This window comes from Streptomyces sp. NPDC052301 (genome assembly GCF_044593395.1).
Taxonomy (GTDB): domain Bacteria; phylum Actinomycetota; class Actinomycetes; order Streptomycetales; family Streptomycetaceae; genus Streptomyces.
Window position 1 is genome coordinate 254,712 of record NZ_JBIUBE010000003.1, and the last position, 15,253, is coordinate 269,964.

The window sequence follows — 15,253 nt, forward strand, 5'->3', positions numbered from 1 at the left end:
GTGACCGGTGCCGGGCTCACTCCCGTTTGAGATTCTGTGAGGGTGAGCGGTGTGGCGCGCTGGATCCAGGCCCGTCGCAGGTCGCTGCCGCCCGACGGCGAACGCCGGGAGGAGGGGGCCGGCGAGCCGGAGAGCGACGCGACGCGGCTGGGGGTGCTCCGAACCCTGGCGGGCGGTGTCGGCACCACGCTCGACGAGGACACGACCTACGCCGAGCTGACCCGGGCCGCCGTCCGGCTGGCCGGCGGCGCGGCCGCCGTCATGCGCCGGACCGGCAAGGCCATCTCGGGGTACGAGGCGGTCACCGGCACCGCGGCCGTGCTGCCCGACGACCGCTGGGCCACGGCCGTGGCCCGCGAGGCGGGCTTCCCCGCGGTCGACCGTCCCCCCGCGCCGTGGACCGAGCACCCGCCCGGCCGCCGCGGCCGGCCCGCCCTCTGCGTCCCCCTGACCAGCGGCACCGACCAGTACGGCGTCCTGGTCGCGGCACGGCACGGAACGGCGTTCACCCGGGCGGAGGCCGAGCAGCTCGCCCTCCTCGCCGAACGCGCGGCCTCCCACATCCGGCACGCACGCTCCTACGACCAGGTCAGCCGCACCGCCGGTGACCTGCAACGAGCCCTGCTCGCGGAGCCCGGCCGGCCGCACCCGAACCTGACCGTCGCCATCCGCTACCTCCCGGCCGGCAGCAGCCGCGTGCTGGTCGGCGGCGACTGGTGCGAGACCGTACGCCTCCACTTCGGCCGCACCCTGCTGGTCGTCGGCGACGTGATGGGCCACGGCCTGGAGGCCGCCGTCGACATGAGCGCCTACCGCTCCTCGCTGCGCTACATCGCCTCCTCCGACCTGCCTCCGCACCGCGTCCTTCGGCAGATGGACGACATCGCCTCGACGGAGGGCGAGCGCAGGCCGGCCACCTGTCTGCTCGCGCGGGTCGACCCCGGCCGGGGGCAGGTCACGCTGTCCAGCGCCGGGCATCTGCCGCCCGTGCTCATCGACCAGGAAGGCTGGACCACCCCGCTGCCCGTCCCCGTCGGACCGCCGCTCGGCACCGGCTTCGGCGGCTACGAGTCCGCCACCCACCGGCTGGCCCCCGAGCAGACCCTGGTGCTCTTCACCGACGGCCTGGTGGAACGCCGCGGCGAGGACATCGACAGCTCCCTGGCCCGGCTGTCCGACCTCCGCTTCCCCACCGGCGACGGCGTCGACCACGTCCTGGACACCATCCTCACCCGCCTCGACGCACGCCACGCGGAGGACGACGTCGCCGTCCTCGCGGCCCGGCCGTACGCCCGGCAGGCCGCCCCGGCCGTCGGCGACACCACGGCGGCCCACTGACCCGGGCCGGGAGACGGACGGAGCCGGGAACCGCGGTGCCCGGCCGCCGAAGTGCTGAAACACTCGCGGTCTAGACTCTGCCCGCAACGGCCTGCGCATCGAAGACCGTGGCCGAAAGCGGGCAGCGAGCTGCCAAATCCGAAGGGCATTCGGCGTTTTGATACGGATAGATTCAGTCACGAAGCGGTATCCGGACGGCACGGTCGCGGTCGACCGGCTGTCCCTGGAGATACCGGACCGCGCGATCACCGTCCTCGTCGGGCCCTCCGGCTGCGGCAAGACGACGACCCTGCGGATGATCAACCGGATGGTGGAGCCCACCGAGGGCAGCATCCTCCTCGACGGCACGGACGTCCGGCAGCAGCCGGTGAACACCCTGCGGCGGTCCATGGGTTACGTCATCCAGAACGCCGGACTCTTCCAGCACCGCACCATCCTCGACAACATCGCCACCGTGCCCCGCCTGCTCGGCTGGAGCAAGCAGAAGGCGCGCGCCCGGGCCGCGGAGCTGATGGAGCGCGTCGGGCTCGACACCACGCTCGCCAAGCGGTACCCGTACCAGCTCTCCGGCGGTCAGCAGCAGCGCGTCGGCGTGGCCCGCGCGCTCGCCGCCGACCCGCCGGTGCTGCTGATGGACGAGCCGTTCTCCGCCGTCGACCCGGTGGTCCGCAAGGGACTCCAGGACGAACTGCTGCGCATCCAGGACGAGCTGGGCAAGACCATCGTCTTCGTCACGCACGACATCGACGAGGCGATCAAGCTCGGCACGATGGTCGCCGTGCTGCGCACCGGCGGCCGGCTCGCCCAGTTCGCCCCGCCCGCCGAACTGCTCAGCGCGCCCGCCGACGCCTTCGTGGAGGACTTCCTCGGCGCCGACCGGGGCATCCGCCGGCTGTCCTTCTTCCCGTCCGAGGGGCTGGAGTTGCAGACCGCGCCGGTCGTCGGGATCGACGCGGACGCCGAGCAGTTCGCCTCCCGGGCCGACGCGCCCTATCTCCTCGTCACCGACGCCGACGGCCGACCGCTCGGCTGGGCCGAGCCGGACCGGCTCACCGCGGGCGCGATCGACCCCGGTCAACTGCTGCCGTGCGGACGGCCGTTCGTGCCCGGCAAGGACTCCCTGCGCACGGCGCTCGACGGGGCCGTGCTCTCGCCGACCGGCTGGGCCGTGGCCGTGGACGGTGAGGGACACGCCGTCGGTGTCGTCTCCCAGCAGGTCATCGGCGAGGCGATCCGCGCCGCCCACACCGAGGTCCTGCAGGACGCGAAGGCCGCGCGATGAACGGCTTCTTCGACCTCCCGAGCGACCTGCAGCACACCTACCTCGGTCTCGTCGGGCTGCATCTGCGCGAGGCGTTGCTGCCGGTGCTGGCCGGACTGCTCGTCTCCCTGCCGGTGGCCCAGCTGTGCGTGCGGTTCCGCTGGATCTACCCGCCCGTCCTCGGCATCACCACGGTGCTGTACGCCATCCCGTCGCTGGCCTTCTTCGTCGTCCTCATCGACTACTTCGGGCAGAGCGAGACCACGGTGATGATCCCGCTCGCCGTCTACAGCCTGGTGGTGCTGGTCCCGTCGATCGTGGACGGTGTCCGCTCGGTGCCGCAGGAGACCCTGGCCGCCGCCCAGGCCATGGGCCTGGGACCGGTGCGCCGTTACCTCCAGGTCCAACTGCCCATCGCCGTACCCGCGATCATCGCCGGCCTGCGGGTGGCGACCGTGTCGAGCATCTCCCTGGTCAGCGTCGGCATGCTGATCGGCAACCAGGGTGCCCTCGGCAACATGCTCTACGACGCCAACACCTACCACCGGCCCGCCCTGGCCGTGAACGCGGTCCTGACCATCGGGGTGCTCGGCATGCTCGCCGACGCCGTGCTGGTCCTCGTCCGCGTCCTGCTCACCCCCTGGATGCCGAGGAAGGGTGCCGCCCGGTGAACGTCCTGAACTTCGCCCACGCCTTCTTCGGTGACAGCGCCCACTGGCACGGCTACGACGGCATCCCCACCCGGCTCGCCGAACACGTGAAGTACTCGCTGGAAGCCCTCCTGATCGCCGCCGTGATCGGACTGCCCGTCGGCCTGGTCACCGGCCACTACGGCCGGGGCGGCAACGCGCTGGCGCTGATCGCCACCGCCGGCCGGGCGCTGCCCAGTTTCGGTCTGCTGGTGCTGATGTTCATCTGGATCGGATTCGGTCTCGTGCCGGTGATGATCCCGCTCGTCGTGCTCGCCGTACCGCCGATCCTGGTCACCACCTACGAGGCGATCCGATCCGTCGACCCCTCACCCGTGGACGCCGCACGAGGCCTCGGCATGTCCGAGGCGAGCGTCCTGTTCCGGGTCGAGGTGCCGGTCGCGCTCCCGCTGCTGCTCAGCGGGCTGCGCACGGCGGCCGTCCAGATCGTGTCCACCGCCACCATCGCGGCCTACGTCAGCCTCGGCGGCCTCGGCCGGTACATCATCGACGGCCTCTACCAGCGCGACTACGCGAAGGTCGTCGGCGGGGCCGGCCTGGTCGCGGGGCTCGCCCTGGTCACCCTCGCGGTGTTCTGGTCGGTGTCGCGGGTCGCGGTCTCACCCGGCGTGCGCAGGAGTGGCTGACGTGACGACGAGGTCATCGACCCAACTGACCGCAGATCGAGGCCGATCGGTGATCCGATGGCCTTGACTGAACGAGAAGGCCCTGGATTGGATCAGCGAGTGACTTACACGACCCACATCAGCAGGTCCATCCGGAGGAACCGAGGCGCGGCGGTGGTCGCCCTCGCGGCGGCGACGGCTCTGCTGGCGGGCTGTTCCTCCACCGGCACGTCCGACGACCCCCTGTCGGGCGGCAAGGCGAGCGGCGACAGCGTCGTCGTCGGCTCCAACAACTTCGCCGAGAGCACGCTGCTCGCCGACATCTACGGCGAGGCGCTCAAGGCCAAGGGAATCAAGGTCACCTACAAGCCGAACATCGGCAGCCGCGAGACCACCTACGGTCTGCTGAAGAACGGCTCCATATCGGTGCTGCCCGAGTACAACGGCGCGCTGCTCGCCTACCTGGACTCCAAGGCGGCGCCGAAGACCGTGGAAGAGACCACCTCGGCCATCGAGGCCAAGCTGGACTCCAAGCTGACCCTGCTGCAGCCGTCTCCCGCGCAGGACAAGGACTCGGTGACGGTCAACGCGGCCACCGCGGACAAGTACCACCTCACCGGGAAGTCCTCCATCGCCGACCTGAAGGACGTCGCCAAGGACCTGGTCATCGGCGCCTCGCCGGAGTTCCAGGCCCGTCAGCAGGGTCTGGTGGGCCTCAAGTCCGTCTACGGGCTGCAGTTCAAGTCCTTCAGGGCGCTGGACGCGGGCGGCCCGCTCACCGAGGCGGCGCTGAAGAAGAACGCCGTGCAGGTCGCCGACCTGTTCAGCACGAACCCGACCATCTCCAAGGAGAAGTTCGTCGTCCTGCAGGACCCGAAGAACCTCTTCGGCTTCGAGAACGTCCAGCCGCTCGTCCAGAAGAACGCGCTGTCCAAGAAGGGCGTCGCCGCGCTCGACGCGGTCTCGGCGAAGCTCGACACCGCGACCCTGCTGGAGCTGGCCACCCAGGTGCAGTCGCAGCACAAGGACCCGCTGGACGTCGCCAAGGCCTGGCTGAAGTCCGCCGGTCTCGGCTGAGTCACCGGCACGACGGTACGCACGGACGCGGGCGGCCCCGGACACCGGGGGCGCCCGCGTCGCCGCGTGTCGGCCCCCCCCGCACGGGCGTTGGGTTTCCGCACAGGCCGCGCCGACGATGGAAGATATCCGCAGCCTTCCCCCGCCAGGTGGAGTGTGCCTCGCGCCTCCTCCCACGCTGACCCGAGACCGGTTCCGGTCCCGGAGCGTGAGAGGAAACCCCATGATCACCCAACAGACGGCCGCCGCGCCCCCGCACCCGCGGCGGTGGGCCGCCCTCGTGGCCCTGCTGCTCGGTGAGGCGATGAACCTGCTGGACGCGACCGTCGTCCAGGTGGCCGCGCCCGCCGTCCACGCCGACCTCGAAGGGCCGGTCTCCGACGTCCAGTGGTTCGGCACCGCCTACACCCTGCCGTTCGCCGTGCTGCTGATCACCGGCGGCCGGCTCGGTGACATCGCCGGCCGGCGCCGGGTGTTCGTCCTCGGCGTCGCGGTGTTCACGGCGGCGTCCCTGGCCTGTGCGCTCGCGCCCTCCGCGGCCCTGCTGATCGCCTTCCGCGTGGTGCAGGGCGCCGCGGCGGCCCTGATCATCCCGCAGACCATCGGGCTCATCAAGGCGATGTTCTCGGGTGCGGAGACGGCGAAGGCGCTGGGCGGCATCGGTCCCGTGATGGGCCTCGCCGCCGTCTGCGGGCCCGTCGTCGGCGGTGTGCTGACCCACGCCGACCTGTTCGGCTCGTCCTGGCGGGCCGTGTTCCTGGTGAACGTGCCGGTGGCGGCCGTGGTACTGGCCCTCTCGGCGTACCTGCCGGAGAACCGCGCCCCGCACCGCCCCGCCCTCGACTGGCCGGGCACCGCCCTGGCCGCGCTCGGCACCGGCCTCGTCGTGTACCCGCTGATCGGCGGCGACCTCGGTCGGCTTCCCCTCCGCACGTGGGCGCTGCCGGCCGCCGGACTGCTCGTGCTGGCCGGCTTCGGCGTGCACCAGCGGCGGTCGGCCCGCCCGCTGGTGGAGCCGAGCCTGTTCACCCACCGCGGCTTCCCGGCCGCCCTGGTCGCCTCCACGGCCTTCTTCGCGGTGACCAACGGCCTGACGACGGTGGTCGTCCTCCAGCTGCAACTCGACGCCGGAGCCGGGGTGCTGGCGGCCGGTCTGAGTCTGCTGCCGTGGTCCGCCGGGCTCGCCGTCGCCTCCTGGCCGGCCGGCTCCCGGCTGGTACGACGCCACGGGCGCCGTGTCATGCCCTACGGGCTCGGCGTGCTGCTCGCGGGCGTGCTGGCCGCCGTCGCCGCCTACGGCACGACCGCACCGGGGCACTACCCGGCCACGCTGCTGCCCGCCCTCGCCCTCATCGGTCTCGGCGCCGGCCTGTTCACGCCCGCCTTCTTCACCCTCGCCCTGCACCCCCTGCGCCCGCACGAGGTCGGCTCGGCGGCCGGACTGCTCAACGCCGTGCAGCAACTGGGCGCCACGCTGGGGGTGGCGGTGCTCGGCAGCGTCTACCTGGCGGGGCGGGGTCTCACCGCGGCCCGTGGCGCGTGCTGGGTGGCGGTGGGACTGCTGGCCGTGGCATGGGTGGCGAGCGGACGGGTCGGGAAGGGGGAGGGGGCTTCGGCGGAGCGTTGAACTGCAGCCGGCCGCACCCGCACACGACCTCACCCGGCACGACGCCCGCCCCGCCCCCTCGGCGGAGCCATCGCGGGACTGGCCGCCTTCAGCGTGCGCAGCACCGGGCTGGTCTCCAGCGCGTCGATCTCCCGGAGCGAGCCGAGCCGCCGGGTGAGGTAGCGGTGCAGGTCGGCCGGGTCGCGGCACAGGGCCTGGGCGACCAGGTTGGTGCGGCCGGTCGTCGCCGCCACGAAGGCCAGTTCGTCATGGCCGGCCAGCGCCTGCGCGACCTTCTCCTGGTCCGCAGGGCGCACCGACAGCCACAGCAGCGCCCGGGTGCGCACGCCGAACAGCCCGGCGTCCACCTCCACGTCGAAGAACAGCGCACCCGCCGCGCGCAGTTCGGCCAGCCGCCGGGCCACGGTGGTCGCCGACCAGCCCGTCGCCCGCGCCAGCTCCCCCTGCCCGGCCCGTCCGTCCCGCTCCAGCGCGGCCAGCAACTCCGCGTCCTGCGGGCCCGGTTGACGTACCCCCTCCACCGGCTCCGGGTACGCCAGAGCCGTCTGCTGCTGCTCGTCGAGGGCCTGGGCGCTGCGCCGCCAGTTGGTGGGGCCGCCCAGATAGGTGTGGAGCAGGCAGTGCGCGGAGACGGCGGTGATGCCTCCGGTACGCGGGACGTCGCGCAGCAGGAGGGGGCCGGGGGAGGTGTCCTCGGCCGGCGCGTGGATCACCGCCGTGATCTCCGTGCCCCCCGACGTCAGCTTCACCCACGACGTGTCCGGCCGCCGTACCAGCGCTTCGGCGACGTCCTGCGCGGAGCGTGCGGTGGCCGTCAGCCGGACCAGCCACTGCGTACGGCCGGCCCGGTGCGGATCGGCCAGCCCCACCACCCGCAGCCCGGCCTCCGCGCGCAGCCGGCGGTAGCGGCGGGCCACGGTCTGCGCCGAGACCCCGAGCACCTCGGCGATCCGGCTGAACGGCGCCCGGCCGTCCACGTGCAGCGCGTGGATGAGGGCACGGTCGAGGTCGTCGAGCATGCCCTCATCCTCGCCGGTCGCCGGTGGCTCAGAGGTCGAACTCGTGCGGCGGCAGCTCCAGCGTGAAGCACGCCTCGCGCACGACCGCCTGCTCGGTCTTGTCGAAGTCGCCGTCCGCGCCGCCGATGACGATGCCGATCTGGACGACCGCCCGCGCCTCGGCCGGCTTCTTCTTCGCCTTGGCGACCTCCTGCAGCACGCTCACCTTGCCGAAGGCGAAGTCGGTCGTCAGCTTGTTCAGGTTCTCCTCGAAGCGGCGCCTCAGGTCGTCCGCCGGGAAGTTCTGCAACACCTCGTTCGTGGCGATCAGCTGGGCCACCCGCTGCCGCTCCGAGGGGTCGACGGTCCCGTCGGCCGCCGCCACCAGCGCGCACATCGCCATGCTCGCGTCGCGGAACGCGCCGCTCTTCAGGTCGTTCTTCTTCGCCACCAACTGGGTCTGCATCTGCGACGCCGACTCCTTGAAGCGGTCCCACAGGGCCATGCGCACTCCTCGAATCCGCGGCCGGGTGCTGCCACAGCACACCGCCGGCAACTTCTACAGCACCGTAGAAACTGACCGGGCGCCCGGGAAGTTCCCGCGCACCTAGACTGAGTCCCCGCACCGACGGAACACGGCGACGACGCAGCGGGAGGAAGACGACAGTGGCGACAGCGCCCGGCACCGGCCCTCAGGACCCCTCCGCCGAGGTGCTCGCCGAGGCGGCCGCCGCGTTCGGGCTCCTCGCCTCGCCCGCCCGGCTGCACATCGTGTGGGCGCTGGCCCAGGGCGAGAGCGACGTCACCGGGCTCGCCGAGCGGGTCGGCGGCGCGCTGCCCGCCGTCAGCCAGCACCTGACCAAGCTCAAGCTGGCCGGACTCGTCCGCTCCCGCCGCGAGGGCCGGCGCCAGGTGTACTTCGTCGACGCCGCCGGACAGGCCGCCGTCGTCGACGTCGTACGGCTCCTCGTCGGCCGGCTCGCCGAACGGGACGCGCCCGACCCGGCCCGGGCCCGCCGCCTCCATGGCGTCTGACCCGTCGACCGGCACCGCCCTGCAGGTGCTGCGCCGCCTGGACAGCGGCCCGCGCGGGCTCACCGACGCCGAGGCCGGTGCCCGGCTCGCGGCCGTCGGCGAGAACACCCCGCCCCGCCCGCACACCCCGTCCTGGCCCCTGCGCTGTCTGCGCGGCCTGCGCGAGCCCTTCACCGCCGTCCTGCTCACCCTCGGTCTCGTCTCGGCCTTCGTCGCCTCCTGGGGCACGGCCGGGGTGATCCTCTCGCTCGTCGCCGTCAGCTGCGTGCTGCGCGCGTCCGGCGAACGGCGCGCCGACCGCTCCCTGGCCGCGCTGCGAGACCTGATCGCCGGCACGGCCACCGTGCTGCGCAGGGCCGACGACACCGCCGTGCCCCGCGCCCGCGAGGTCCCGGTCGCCGACCTGGTGCCCGGCGACGTCGTACGGCTCGGCCCCGGCGACCTCGTGCCCGCCGACGTACGGGTGCTGCGCGCCCGCGGACTGAGCGTGCACCAGGCCGCGTTCACCGGCGAGTCCGCGCCCGTGCCCAAGACCGCCGCCGACAGGGCCGGTCCGGACGCGGAGGCCCACCTGTGCTTCCAGGGCAGCGCGGTCGCTGCGGGCAGCGCCACCGCCGTGGTCGTGGCGACGGGCCCCGGCACCCGGTTCGCCGCCGCCCAGCGGACCCCGGACCGCCGCGAGCCCAGCGCCTTCGACCGGTCCGTGCACGGCATCGCGTGGGTGCTGGTCCGCTTCATGCTGCTCACCCCGCCGCTGGTCCTCATGGCGGGTGCCGCACTGCGGGGCTGGGGCCTGGAGACGCTGCCGTTCGCGGTGGCGGTGGCGGTCGGGCTCACACCCGAGATGCTCCCGGTGATCGTCACCACCTGCCTGGCCCGGGGCGCCGCCCTGCTGGCCCGCACCCACCGGGTCGTCGTCCGGCGGCTGCCCGCGCTGCACGACCTCGGCGCGATCGACGTGCTGTGCGTGGACAAGACCGGCACCCTCACCCAGGACCGGCCCGTCGTCGCCCGCTCACTGGGACCGGACGGCCGGGACGACCCGGAGGTGCTGCATTGGGCCGCCGTCGCCGCCTGGTGGACGCTCCAGCTCGCCGAACTCCCCGCCCCCGACGCCCTGGACGAGGCCCTGCTCGAGGCCGCGGGCCCGGCCGGCGAGGAGTACGACGGTCTCGCCGCCCTGCCCGTGGAGGCCGGCCGGCGTCACGCCACCGCCGTCGTCGCCGACGGCCTCGGCCGCCACCGGCTGATCACCAAGGGCGCCGCAGAGGACGTCCTGGACCGCTGCGCGCTGCCGGCCGACGAACGCGAACGGCTGCTCGCGCTCGCCGCGCGCGAGGCGGCGGCCGGCCGACGCGTGCTCGCCGTTGCCACCGCCACCCGGGCCGCCCGCACCCGCCCCCGCACCCCGGCCGACGAGCACGGCCTCACCTGCCTCGGGCTGGTCACCTTCCGCGACGAACTCGCCCCGGGCGCCGCCGAGTCCCTGCGCACCCTCGCGGGCCTCGGCGTCACCGTGCACGTCCTCACCGGCGACCACCCCGGCACCGCCGCCCGCGTCTGCCGCGACCTGGGCCTGGAACCGGCCGAGGTGCGGCTCGCCGCCGACGGCGGCGGCCCGGCCCCGGCCGGGTCCACCGCCGTGGTCGCCCGCTGCACCCCCGGCGACAAGGCCCGTGTCGTCGCCGGGCTGCGCGCCGCCGGGCACACCGTCGGCTTCCTGGGCGACGGCGTCAACGACGTACCCGCCCTGCTCGCCGCCGACGTCGGCGTCGCGCCCCGTGGTGCCGTGGCCGTCGCCCGCGAGAGTGCCGACTTCGTGCTCGGCGAGAAGGACCTCACCGCCATCGGGCACGCCGTCGTCGCCGGCCGGTACAGCAGCGCCAACATCGCCTCCTACCTGCGTGTGACGCTCTCCTCCAATCTCGGCAACGTCCTCGCCATGCTCGCCGCCGGACTGCTGCTGCCCTTCCTGCCGATGCTCCCGGCCCAGGTGCTCGTGCAGAACCTGTGCTTCGACGCCGCTCAGCTCGCCTTCGCCCACGACCGCCCCGGCGCGCGTGCGCTGCGCCGGCCCACCGTGCTGCGGCCTCCCGCCTTCCTGCGCTTCATCACCGGTTTCGGCGTCCTCAACGCCGTCGCCGACCTCGCCACCTTCGGGGTGCTCGCCCTCGCCCTGCACGGCCCCGACGCCCTCGACGACGAGGCCGTCTTCCACTCCGCCTGGTTCACCGAGAACCTGCTCACCCAGGCGCTGGTCATGCTGCTCCTGCGCAGCGGGCGGCGGCTGACGGAGGGCGGGCGGCTCGGCCCGGTCGGCTGGGCGGCCGCCCTCCTCACCGCCATCGGCCTGGCCGTCCCGGCCGGTCCGCTGGGCGCGGCGCTGGGCCTGACCCCGCTGTCCACCGGCTACCACCTGCTGCTCACGGCCGTGCTCGGCGTGTACGCCCTCGCCCTCGCGACGGTGAAGGCCTGGCTCGACCGGGACCGGCGGTAGCGCGGAGGCCGGTGGTGGTGCGGAAGCCGGTGGCGGTGCAGGGGCCACACCCCGGCCGCCGGCCGTTCGCGTCGGCGCCCACCGGTGTCCCGCCCCAGGTTGTACAGTTGCGCAATGTAGCAACCATTGCTGAGCGGCCGTCGGCGCAGGAGCCCTCGGTCTTCGGGACAACGTGAGAAAGGGAGGGGCGCTCATGCTGCGCAACGGACTGGAGCCCTGGCACCTGCTGATCGTCGCGGTCGTCTTCATCGTGCTGTTCGGTTCCAGGAAGCTCCCGGACACCGCTCGCGCGCTGGGCAAGTCCATGCGCATCCTGAAGAGCGAGGCGAAGGCGATGAAGGACGAGTCCGCCGCGCCGGGCGCTGCGGCCGGACCGGTCGTGGAGCCGACGGCGGTCCGGACGGCGAGCGAGGGCACGGCGACCGAGGCGGGGGTCGGCTCGCAGTCGCCGACCGCTGCGGGCTGAGCGAGCCGGCGGGTCGCCGGGGGCAGTTCGCAGGCCGGGAGCCGGTCGGCCGCCTTCAGACCGCGCCCTGTGTCACCTCTTCCTCAGGCAACTCCTCCTCCTGCGTGGCCCGTTCCGTAGCCGCCCGCGCCTGCCTCCGCCGCTTGCGGCGGCTGACGCGGGGCTCCTGGTCCGGCAGCCAGCCGAAGGCGAGGCAGCTGCCGGTGACACCGAGCAGGAGGCCGAGGAAGAAGCCGCCCAGATTGGACGTGAGCCACGTGCCCAGGGCGAGCAGGACGCCGGTGATGGAGTAGAAGAGCCGCTGGGCGGGGTTGAAGAGGATCAGCAGGCCCAGCAGCACCATCAGGCCGGGCAGCAGGTAGCCGGCCAGGCCCTGCATCCCGATGTGCATCACGACCTTCAGCGAGGCCTTCTCGGTGAGCAGGATCTCGCCCCCGCCCAGGGCGAGCAGCAGCCCGCCCCAGAACGGCCGGCGGGCCCGCCATCCGCGGAAGGCGGCCCGCGCTCCCCGGCGTGGACGGTCGGCCACGGCGATCAGCAACCCGAGTCGCTGAACCGGAGCTTGAGGCCCGGAAGCTTGAACACACCTGCCGTCGTCGCGTAGTTGGTCTGCCGCAGATTGCCGATGTGCACGGTGTCGGCCTGCTGGCTGAAGACGCCGATCGGGCCCTTCACGCCCGCCTTGTCCAGGGTGCTGGCGTCGTTGCCGATCTCGATGTTGTCGAACGCCGCGTCGCCGGACAGCTCCGTGGAGTCGGTCGTGAGATCGCTCGCCTTCACCTTCGTCGCGCCGCTGCCCGCCGTGATGAGCAGGTTGGTGCCGCCGAGGTCCACGCTCTGGCAGAGATGGTCGAGCGTGGCGTTCTTGATGGCGGAAGTGACGATGAGCACCTGCCCGCCGGTGTCGCCGGCGTTCGGGCTGCCGTCCGCCATGTTGTCGAGGCCGCCGAACTGCTCGAAACCGGTTCCGTTCAGTTCCGTCGCGGTGACCGTGAACGGCATGCCGGAGATCGCGAACTGCACACCTAGCGCCCCCTGCGCGGTGAGGACCGCGAGACCGGCGGCGACGAGGGTGGCGGGGACCGCCATCACCGCGGCCCGGCGTGCCCGGACCCGCCCCCGTCTCACGCCGCCGCTGGCGGTCCCGGCGGCGCTCGGTGCTTCGGACGCTGAACCGCTTCCCGGGTTCTCGGGGGTGTTGCCGACGGACGGGACGTCCGGGGACGAGGCCATGTCTGCTCCCATGGGCATGGATCACGATGCGGTCGGGCTTCCGTGGCGCGGTGTCCTGGCGCGGACTGCGACCGCCGCGTCCGGCTCCTCGCACTCCCGGCGGATGCAAGGGCTTTCTCGCTACGCGGCAGTAGCCTGCGAGGAAGTTACCGCCGGTTACTTTGAAGGGTCAAGGGAGTTGTGAAAAAAGGGTGTCGGATGTGCGCGGGCCGCAACCGGGCCCAACAACTCCCTTGTAAATGCTTGACGTTGATGGTTCATCAGGTCTACAAATTCCCCTGTTTCCCGGATCCGTGGCGTCGGATCCGCAGAGCGGCACGGCCGCGTTCCCGGCCCCGACGGCAACCGCTCACGTCGCTGCACGGCAATCGCTCACCTCGCACGCACCGCAATCGCTCACACCCGGTTCACGCAACCGCCGCACCACTTGTGCGGGCGCGGCTGCGGTACGGTCCCTTCCCGTGCCCGGCCGCCCCTCCGCCCGGTCCGGCCGAAGTCTTCCGTCGAAGCCCCCGGCCGGCTTCCGGCCCGCCGCCGTCGCCGGTCCGTCGCGTACGGAGAAGGCGCAACGGCCCTGCGCCGGCGGCACCCCCCGCGTCACCCGCACGCGTCCGCACGCGCCGCCCTTCGCGCGCAGCGCGCACGCACCCCCACGCCCCCACCACACCTCACTCCATCCGTCCCCCACCCCGGAAGAGAGGCACCCCCATGCGTACGCGATCCCTCCTGGCCCTGGCCGGCACCGCCACCGCGCTCACCCTCGCCGTGGCAGGCCCCGCCTCCGCCGACGGCAGCGCCGTCCTCACCACGGGCGGCACCGGCGGCACCGCCGCCGCGGCCGGCGACACCCTCACCGCGCCGCTGGCCTCCGGCACCGCGGCCACGTTCTACTCCAGTGCGACCGGCACCAGCGGCGTGTCCTGCACGTCCTCCCAGTTCACCGCCACGGTCACGGGCAACCCGACCGCCCCCGGCACGGCCACCGAGTCCGTCACCGCGCACACCTTCGACAGCAGCAGCTGCACCAGCAACGTCACCGGTGTCCTCGGGGTCAGCGGCATCACCGTCGAGCACCTGCCCTACAGCGCGACGGTCGCCTCCGACGGCACCCTCACCGTGCTGCCCGCCAGTGGCTCCACCATCCAGACCACGGTCAAGCTGCGCACCCTGCTGGGCACCGTCACCTGCGTCTACCAGGCGCCCAGCCTGACCGGGAAGGCCGACAACGCCGACAGCAGCATCGCCTTCACCAACCAGCAGTTCAGCAAGACCTCCGGTTCGTCGCTGTGCTTCTCCAGCGGCTGGTTCACGGCCAAGTACGCGCCCGTCACCGACGCGGGCGCCAGGGTCTACGTCAACTGAGCGTCGCAGAAGCCCGGTTCACCGGCGACGTAGCCGCACGGCCAGGGCGGCGCCTCCGGTGAGCACCAGCACCGCGGCGGCACCGCCGGCCAGCAGCGCGGCCGAGGGCCCCGAGCCGCCGCGCGTCGCCTCCGCCACCGGGGTGCCGGCGCGGGCGGCATCCTCGGTCCGTGCACCGCCCGTCGGCGCGGCGGAGGCCGAACCACCGGTCCCTCGCGTCTGAAAGACCACGTCGGAACACGAGTAGTAGGTGTCCGGCGTGCTGCTGTTCTGCCAGATCGTGTACAGCACCTGACGCCCCGTCCGGTCCTTCGGCAGCGTCGCGCCGATGTGGTACGCCCCGTTCTTCAGCGGCGGGTCCGTGACCTCGGCGAAGGGCCGCTCGGGCAGATCGGACCACGCGAGCGGCCTGCCCGGGTCGTACCCCGGCTTCGTCAGGTACAGCTTGAACGTGCCCTCGTGCGCGATCGTCGAGGCGTACGTCACCGTCAGCCGGCCGCCGGGCGTCAGCCGTGTCGCCGGCCAGTCCCGCCGGGCCAGGTCCAGGCCCCGGTATGCGGGCAGACCGCCGCTGCACAGCCTGCCGTCGGGAATCACCTGCCGGTTCCGGCCGCCCACCCCCGCCACGCGCAGGTTGTCCCACGCGGTGAACGGCCCGCCGTTCGCGGCGATCGCGGCCCGGCAGGCCGCCGTACGCGCGGTACCGCCCGCGGGGGAGCAGGCGTAGACCCGGCTGACCGGGTCGGTGGGGGCTCCGTGCGCCTGGGCGGGCCCCGCCGCCCAGGGCACGAGCAGGACCGGGGCCGCCAGGGCGGCCGCCGTGACGCTCAGGCGGGCGGTCATCCGGGTCATCCGGGACGTCTCCTCGACGGGCGCGGGAACGGGTTCTGCCGTGTCAGTACGGCGCGGGCGCCCGGCGCGTTCAGCCGGTCGTGCGCGGCAGTCGCCCGGGGGCGCGAAAGCACCGACCGGTTCGGCTGTTCCGCGCTTCCCGCGCTCCCCCGTTGAGGAGCCGGCCGTCGGCCTCGTATCGTGGCGATCATG

The 15,253-nt window shown here is 73.3% G+C and carries 15 protein-coding genes; 10 read left to right on the forward strand and 5 right to left on the reverse strand.

What is annotated here, in order from left to right; translation table 11 throughout:
* Nucleotides 1-42: 42 nt before the first annotated feature.
* The 6 genes from ACIHEJ_RS08420 (at nucleotide 43) to ACIHEJ_RS08445 (ending at nucleotide 6,618) form a co-directional block, all read left to right on the forward strand.
* Nucleotides 43-1,338, forward strand: coding sequence for a PP2C family protein-serine/threonine phosphatase (locus ACIHEJ_RS08420; protein WP_400133216.1), 1,296 nt, complete (start codon nucleotides 43-45; stop codon nucleotides 1,336-1,338).
* Between the two features lie 157 nt (nucleotides 1,339-1,495).
* Nucleotides 1,496-2,620, forward strand: a complete 1,125-nt coding sequence (locus ACIHEJ_RS08425; RefSeq protein WP_400133218.1) for an ABC transporter ATP-binding protein — start codon at nucleotides 1,496-1,498, stop codon at nucleotides 2,618-2,620.
* Nucleotides 2,617-3,270: an ABC transporter permease gene (locus ACIHEJ_RS08430; protein WP_400133220.1), complete on the forward strand. Its 654-nt coding sequence runs from the start codon at nucleotides 2,617-2,619 to the stop codon at nucleotides 3,268-3,270. Before ACIHEJ_RS08425 ends, ACIHEJ_RS08430 begins: the two co-directional genes overlap by 4 nt.
* Nucleotides 3,267-3,935, forward strand: coding sequence for an ABC transporter permease (locus tag ACIHEJ_RS08435; RefSeq protein WP_400133222.1), 669 nt, complete (start codon nucleotides 3,267-3,269; stop codon nucleotides 3,933-3,935). Before ACIHEJ_RS08430 ends, ACIHEJ_RS08435 begins: the two co-directional genes overlap by 4 nt.
* A gap of 99 nt (nucleotides 3,936-4,034) precedes the next feature.
* The gene (locus tag ACIHEJ_RS08440) at nucleotides 4,035-4,991 is read left to right on the forward strand and encodes an ABC transporter substrate-binding protein (protein WP_400133224.1); all 957 of its coding nucleotides are present in this window, start codon (nucleotides 4,035-4,037) and stop codon (nucleotides 4,989-4,991) included.
* Nucleotides 4,992-5,214: 223 nt separating this feature from the next.
* Entirely contained in the window at nucleotides 5,215-6,618 is a 1,404-nt protein-coding gene (locus tag ACIHEJ_RS08445) for an MFS transporter (protein ID WP_400133226.1), read from the forward strand.
* A 29-nt stretch (nucleotides 6,619-6,647) separates the two neighbouring features.
* On the opposite strand, the gene ACIHEJ_RS08450 is transcribed toward ACIHEJ_RS08445, so the two are convergent.
* Nucleotides 6,648-7,637, reverse strand: a complete 990-nt coding sequence (locus tag ACIHEJ_RS08450) for an Lrp/AsnC family transcriptional regulator (protein WP_400133228.1) — start codon at nucleotides 7,635-7,637, stop codon at nucleotides 6,648-6,650.
* A gap of 28 nt (nucleotides 7,638-7,665) precedes the next feature.
* Nucleotides 7,666-8,121, reverse strand: coding sequence for a tellurite resistance TerB family protein (locus tag ACIHEJ_RS08455; protein WP_400133230.1), 456 nt, complete (start codon nucleotides 8,119-8,121; stop codon nucleotides 7,666-7,668).
* Nucleotides 8,122-8,282: 161 nt separating this feature from the next.
* Here ACIHEJ_RS08455 and ACIHEJ_RS08460 point away from each other — a divergent pair, with 161 nt between their 5' ends.
* From ACIHEJ_RS08460 to tatA, 3 genes are all read left to right on the forward strand, one after another.
* Nucleotides 8,283-8,651 carry an ArsR/SmtB family transcription factor gene (locus ACIHEJ_RS08460; protein WP_400133232.1) on the forward strand — a complete coding sequence of 123 codons (369 nt, stop codon included), beginning with the start codon at nucleotides 8,283-8,285 and terminating at the stop codon, nucleotides 8,649-8,651.
* Nucleotides 8,641-11,148, forward strand: coding sequence for a cation-translocating P-type ATPase (locus tag ACIHEJ_RS08465; RefSeq protein ID WP_400133233.1), 2,508 nt, complete (start codon nucleotides 8,641-8,643; stop codon nucleotides 11,146-11,148). The genes ACIHEJ_RS08460 and ACIHEJ_RS08465 overlap by 11 nt, the downstream gene beginning before the upstream one ends.
* A gap of 193 nt (nucleotides 11,149-11,341) precedes the next feature.
* Nucleotides 11,342-11,614, forward strand: a complete 273-nt coding sequence (gene tatA, locus ACIHEJ_RS08470; RefSeq protein WP_400133235.1) for a Sec-independent protein translocase subunit TatA — start codon at nucleotides 11,342-11,344, stop codon at nucleotides 11,612-11,614.
* 55 nt (nucleotides 11,615-11,669) lie between these two features.
* Here tatA and ACIHEJ_RS08475 read toward each other — a convergent pair whose 3' ends face one another.
* Nucleotides 11,670-12,143, reverse strand: a complete 474-nt coding sequence (locus tag ACIHEJ_RS08475; protein WP_400133237.1) for a DUF6114 domain-containing protein — start codon at nucleotides 12,141-12,143, stop codon at nucleotides 11,670-11,672.
* Nucleotides 12,144-12,148: 5 nt separating this feature from the next.
* Entirely contained in the window at nucleotides 12,149-12,847 is a 699-nt protein-coding gene (locus ACIHEJ_RS08480; RefSeq protein ID WP_400133239.1) for a DUF6230 family protein, read from the reverse strand.
* Between the two features lie 708 nt (nucleotides 12,848-13,555).
* Here ACIHEJ_RS08480 and ACIHEJ_RS08485 point away from each other — a divergent pair.
* On the forward strand, nucleotides 13,556-14,209 hold the full coding sequence (locus tag ACIHEJ_RS08485) for a Tat pathway signal sequence domain protein (protein ID WP_400133241.1): 654 nt from the start codon (nucleotides 13,556-13,558) through the stop codon (nucleotides 14,207-14,209).
* Nucleotides 14,210-14,227: 18 nt separating this feature from the next.
* On the opposite strand, the gene ACIHEJ_RS08490 is transcribed toward ACIHEJ_RS08485, so the two are convergent.
* Entirely contained in the window at nucleotides 14,228-15,061 is an 834-nt protein-coding gene (locus ACIHEJ_RS08490) for a lytic polysaccharide monooxygenase (RefSeq protein ID WP_400133243.1), read from the reverse strand.
* Nucleotides 15,062-15,253: the final 192 nt, after the last annotated feature.

What these genes read in the sequence shown, in the direction of transcription:
- ACIHEJ_RS08490 (WP_400133243.1), bottom strand. Translation starts at nt 15,061, where the DNA reads ATGACCCGGATGACCGCCCGCCTGAGCGTCACGGCGGCCGCCCTGGCG.
- ACIHEJ_RS08450 (WP_400133228.1), bottom strand. Translation starts at nt 7,637, where the DNA reads ATGCTCGACGACCTCGACCGTGCCCTCATCCACGCGCTGCACGTGGAC.
- tatA (WP_400133235.1), top strand. Translation starts at nt 11,342, where the DNA reads ATGCTGCGCAACGGACTGGAGCCCTGGCACCTGCTGATCGTCGCGGTC.
- ACIHEJ_RS08465 (WP_400133233.1), top strand. Translation starts at nt 8,641, where the DNA reads ATGGCGTCTGACCCGTCGACCGGCACCGCCCTGCAGGTGCTGCGCCGC.
- ACIHEJ_RS08455 (WP_400133230.1), bottom strand. Translation starts at nt 8,121, where the DNA reads ATGGCCCTGTGGGACCGCTTCAAGGAGTCGGCGTCGCAGATGCAGACC.
- ACIHEJ_RS08480 (WP_400133239.1), bottom strand. Translation starts at nt 12,847, where the DNA reads ATGGCCTCGTCCCCGGACGTCCCGTCCGTCGGCAACACCCCCGAGAAC.
- ACIHEJ_RS08485 (WP_400133241.1), top strand. Translation starts at nt 13,556, where the DNA reads ATGCGTACGCGATCCCTCCTGGCCCTGGCCGGCACCGCCACCGCGCTC.
- ACIHEJ_RS08430 (WP_400133220.1), top strand. Translation starts at nt 2,617, where the DNA reads ATGAACGGCTTCTTCGACCTCCCGAGCGACCTGCAGCACACCTACCTC.
- ACIHEJ_RS08445 (WP_400133226.1), top strand. Translation starts at nt 5,215, where the DNA reads ATGATCACCCAACAGACGGCCGCCGCGCCCCCGCACCCGCGGCGGTGG.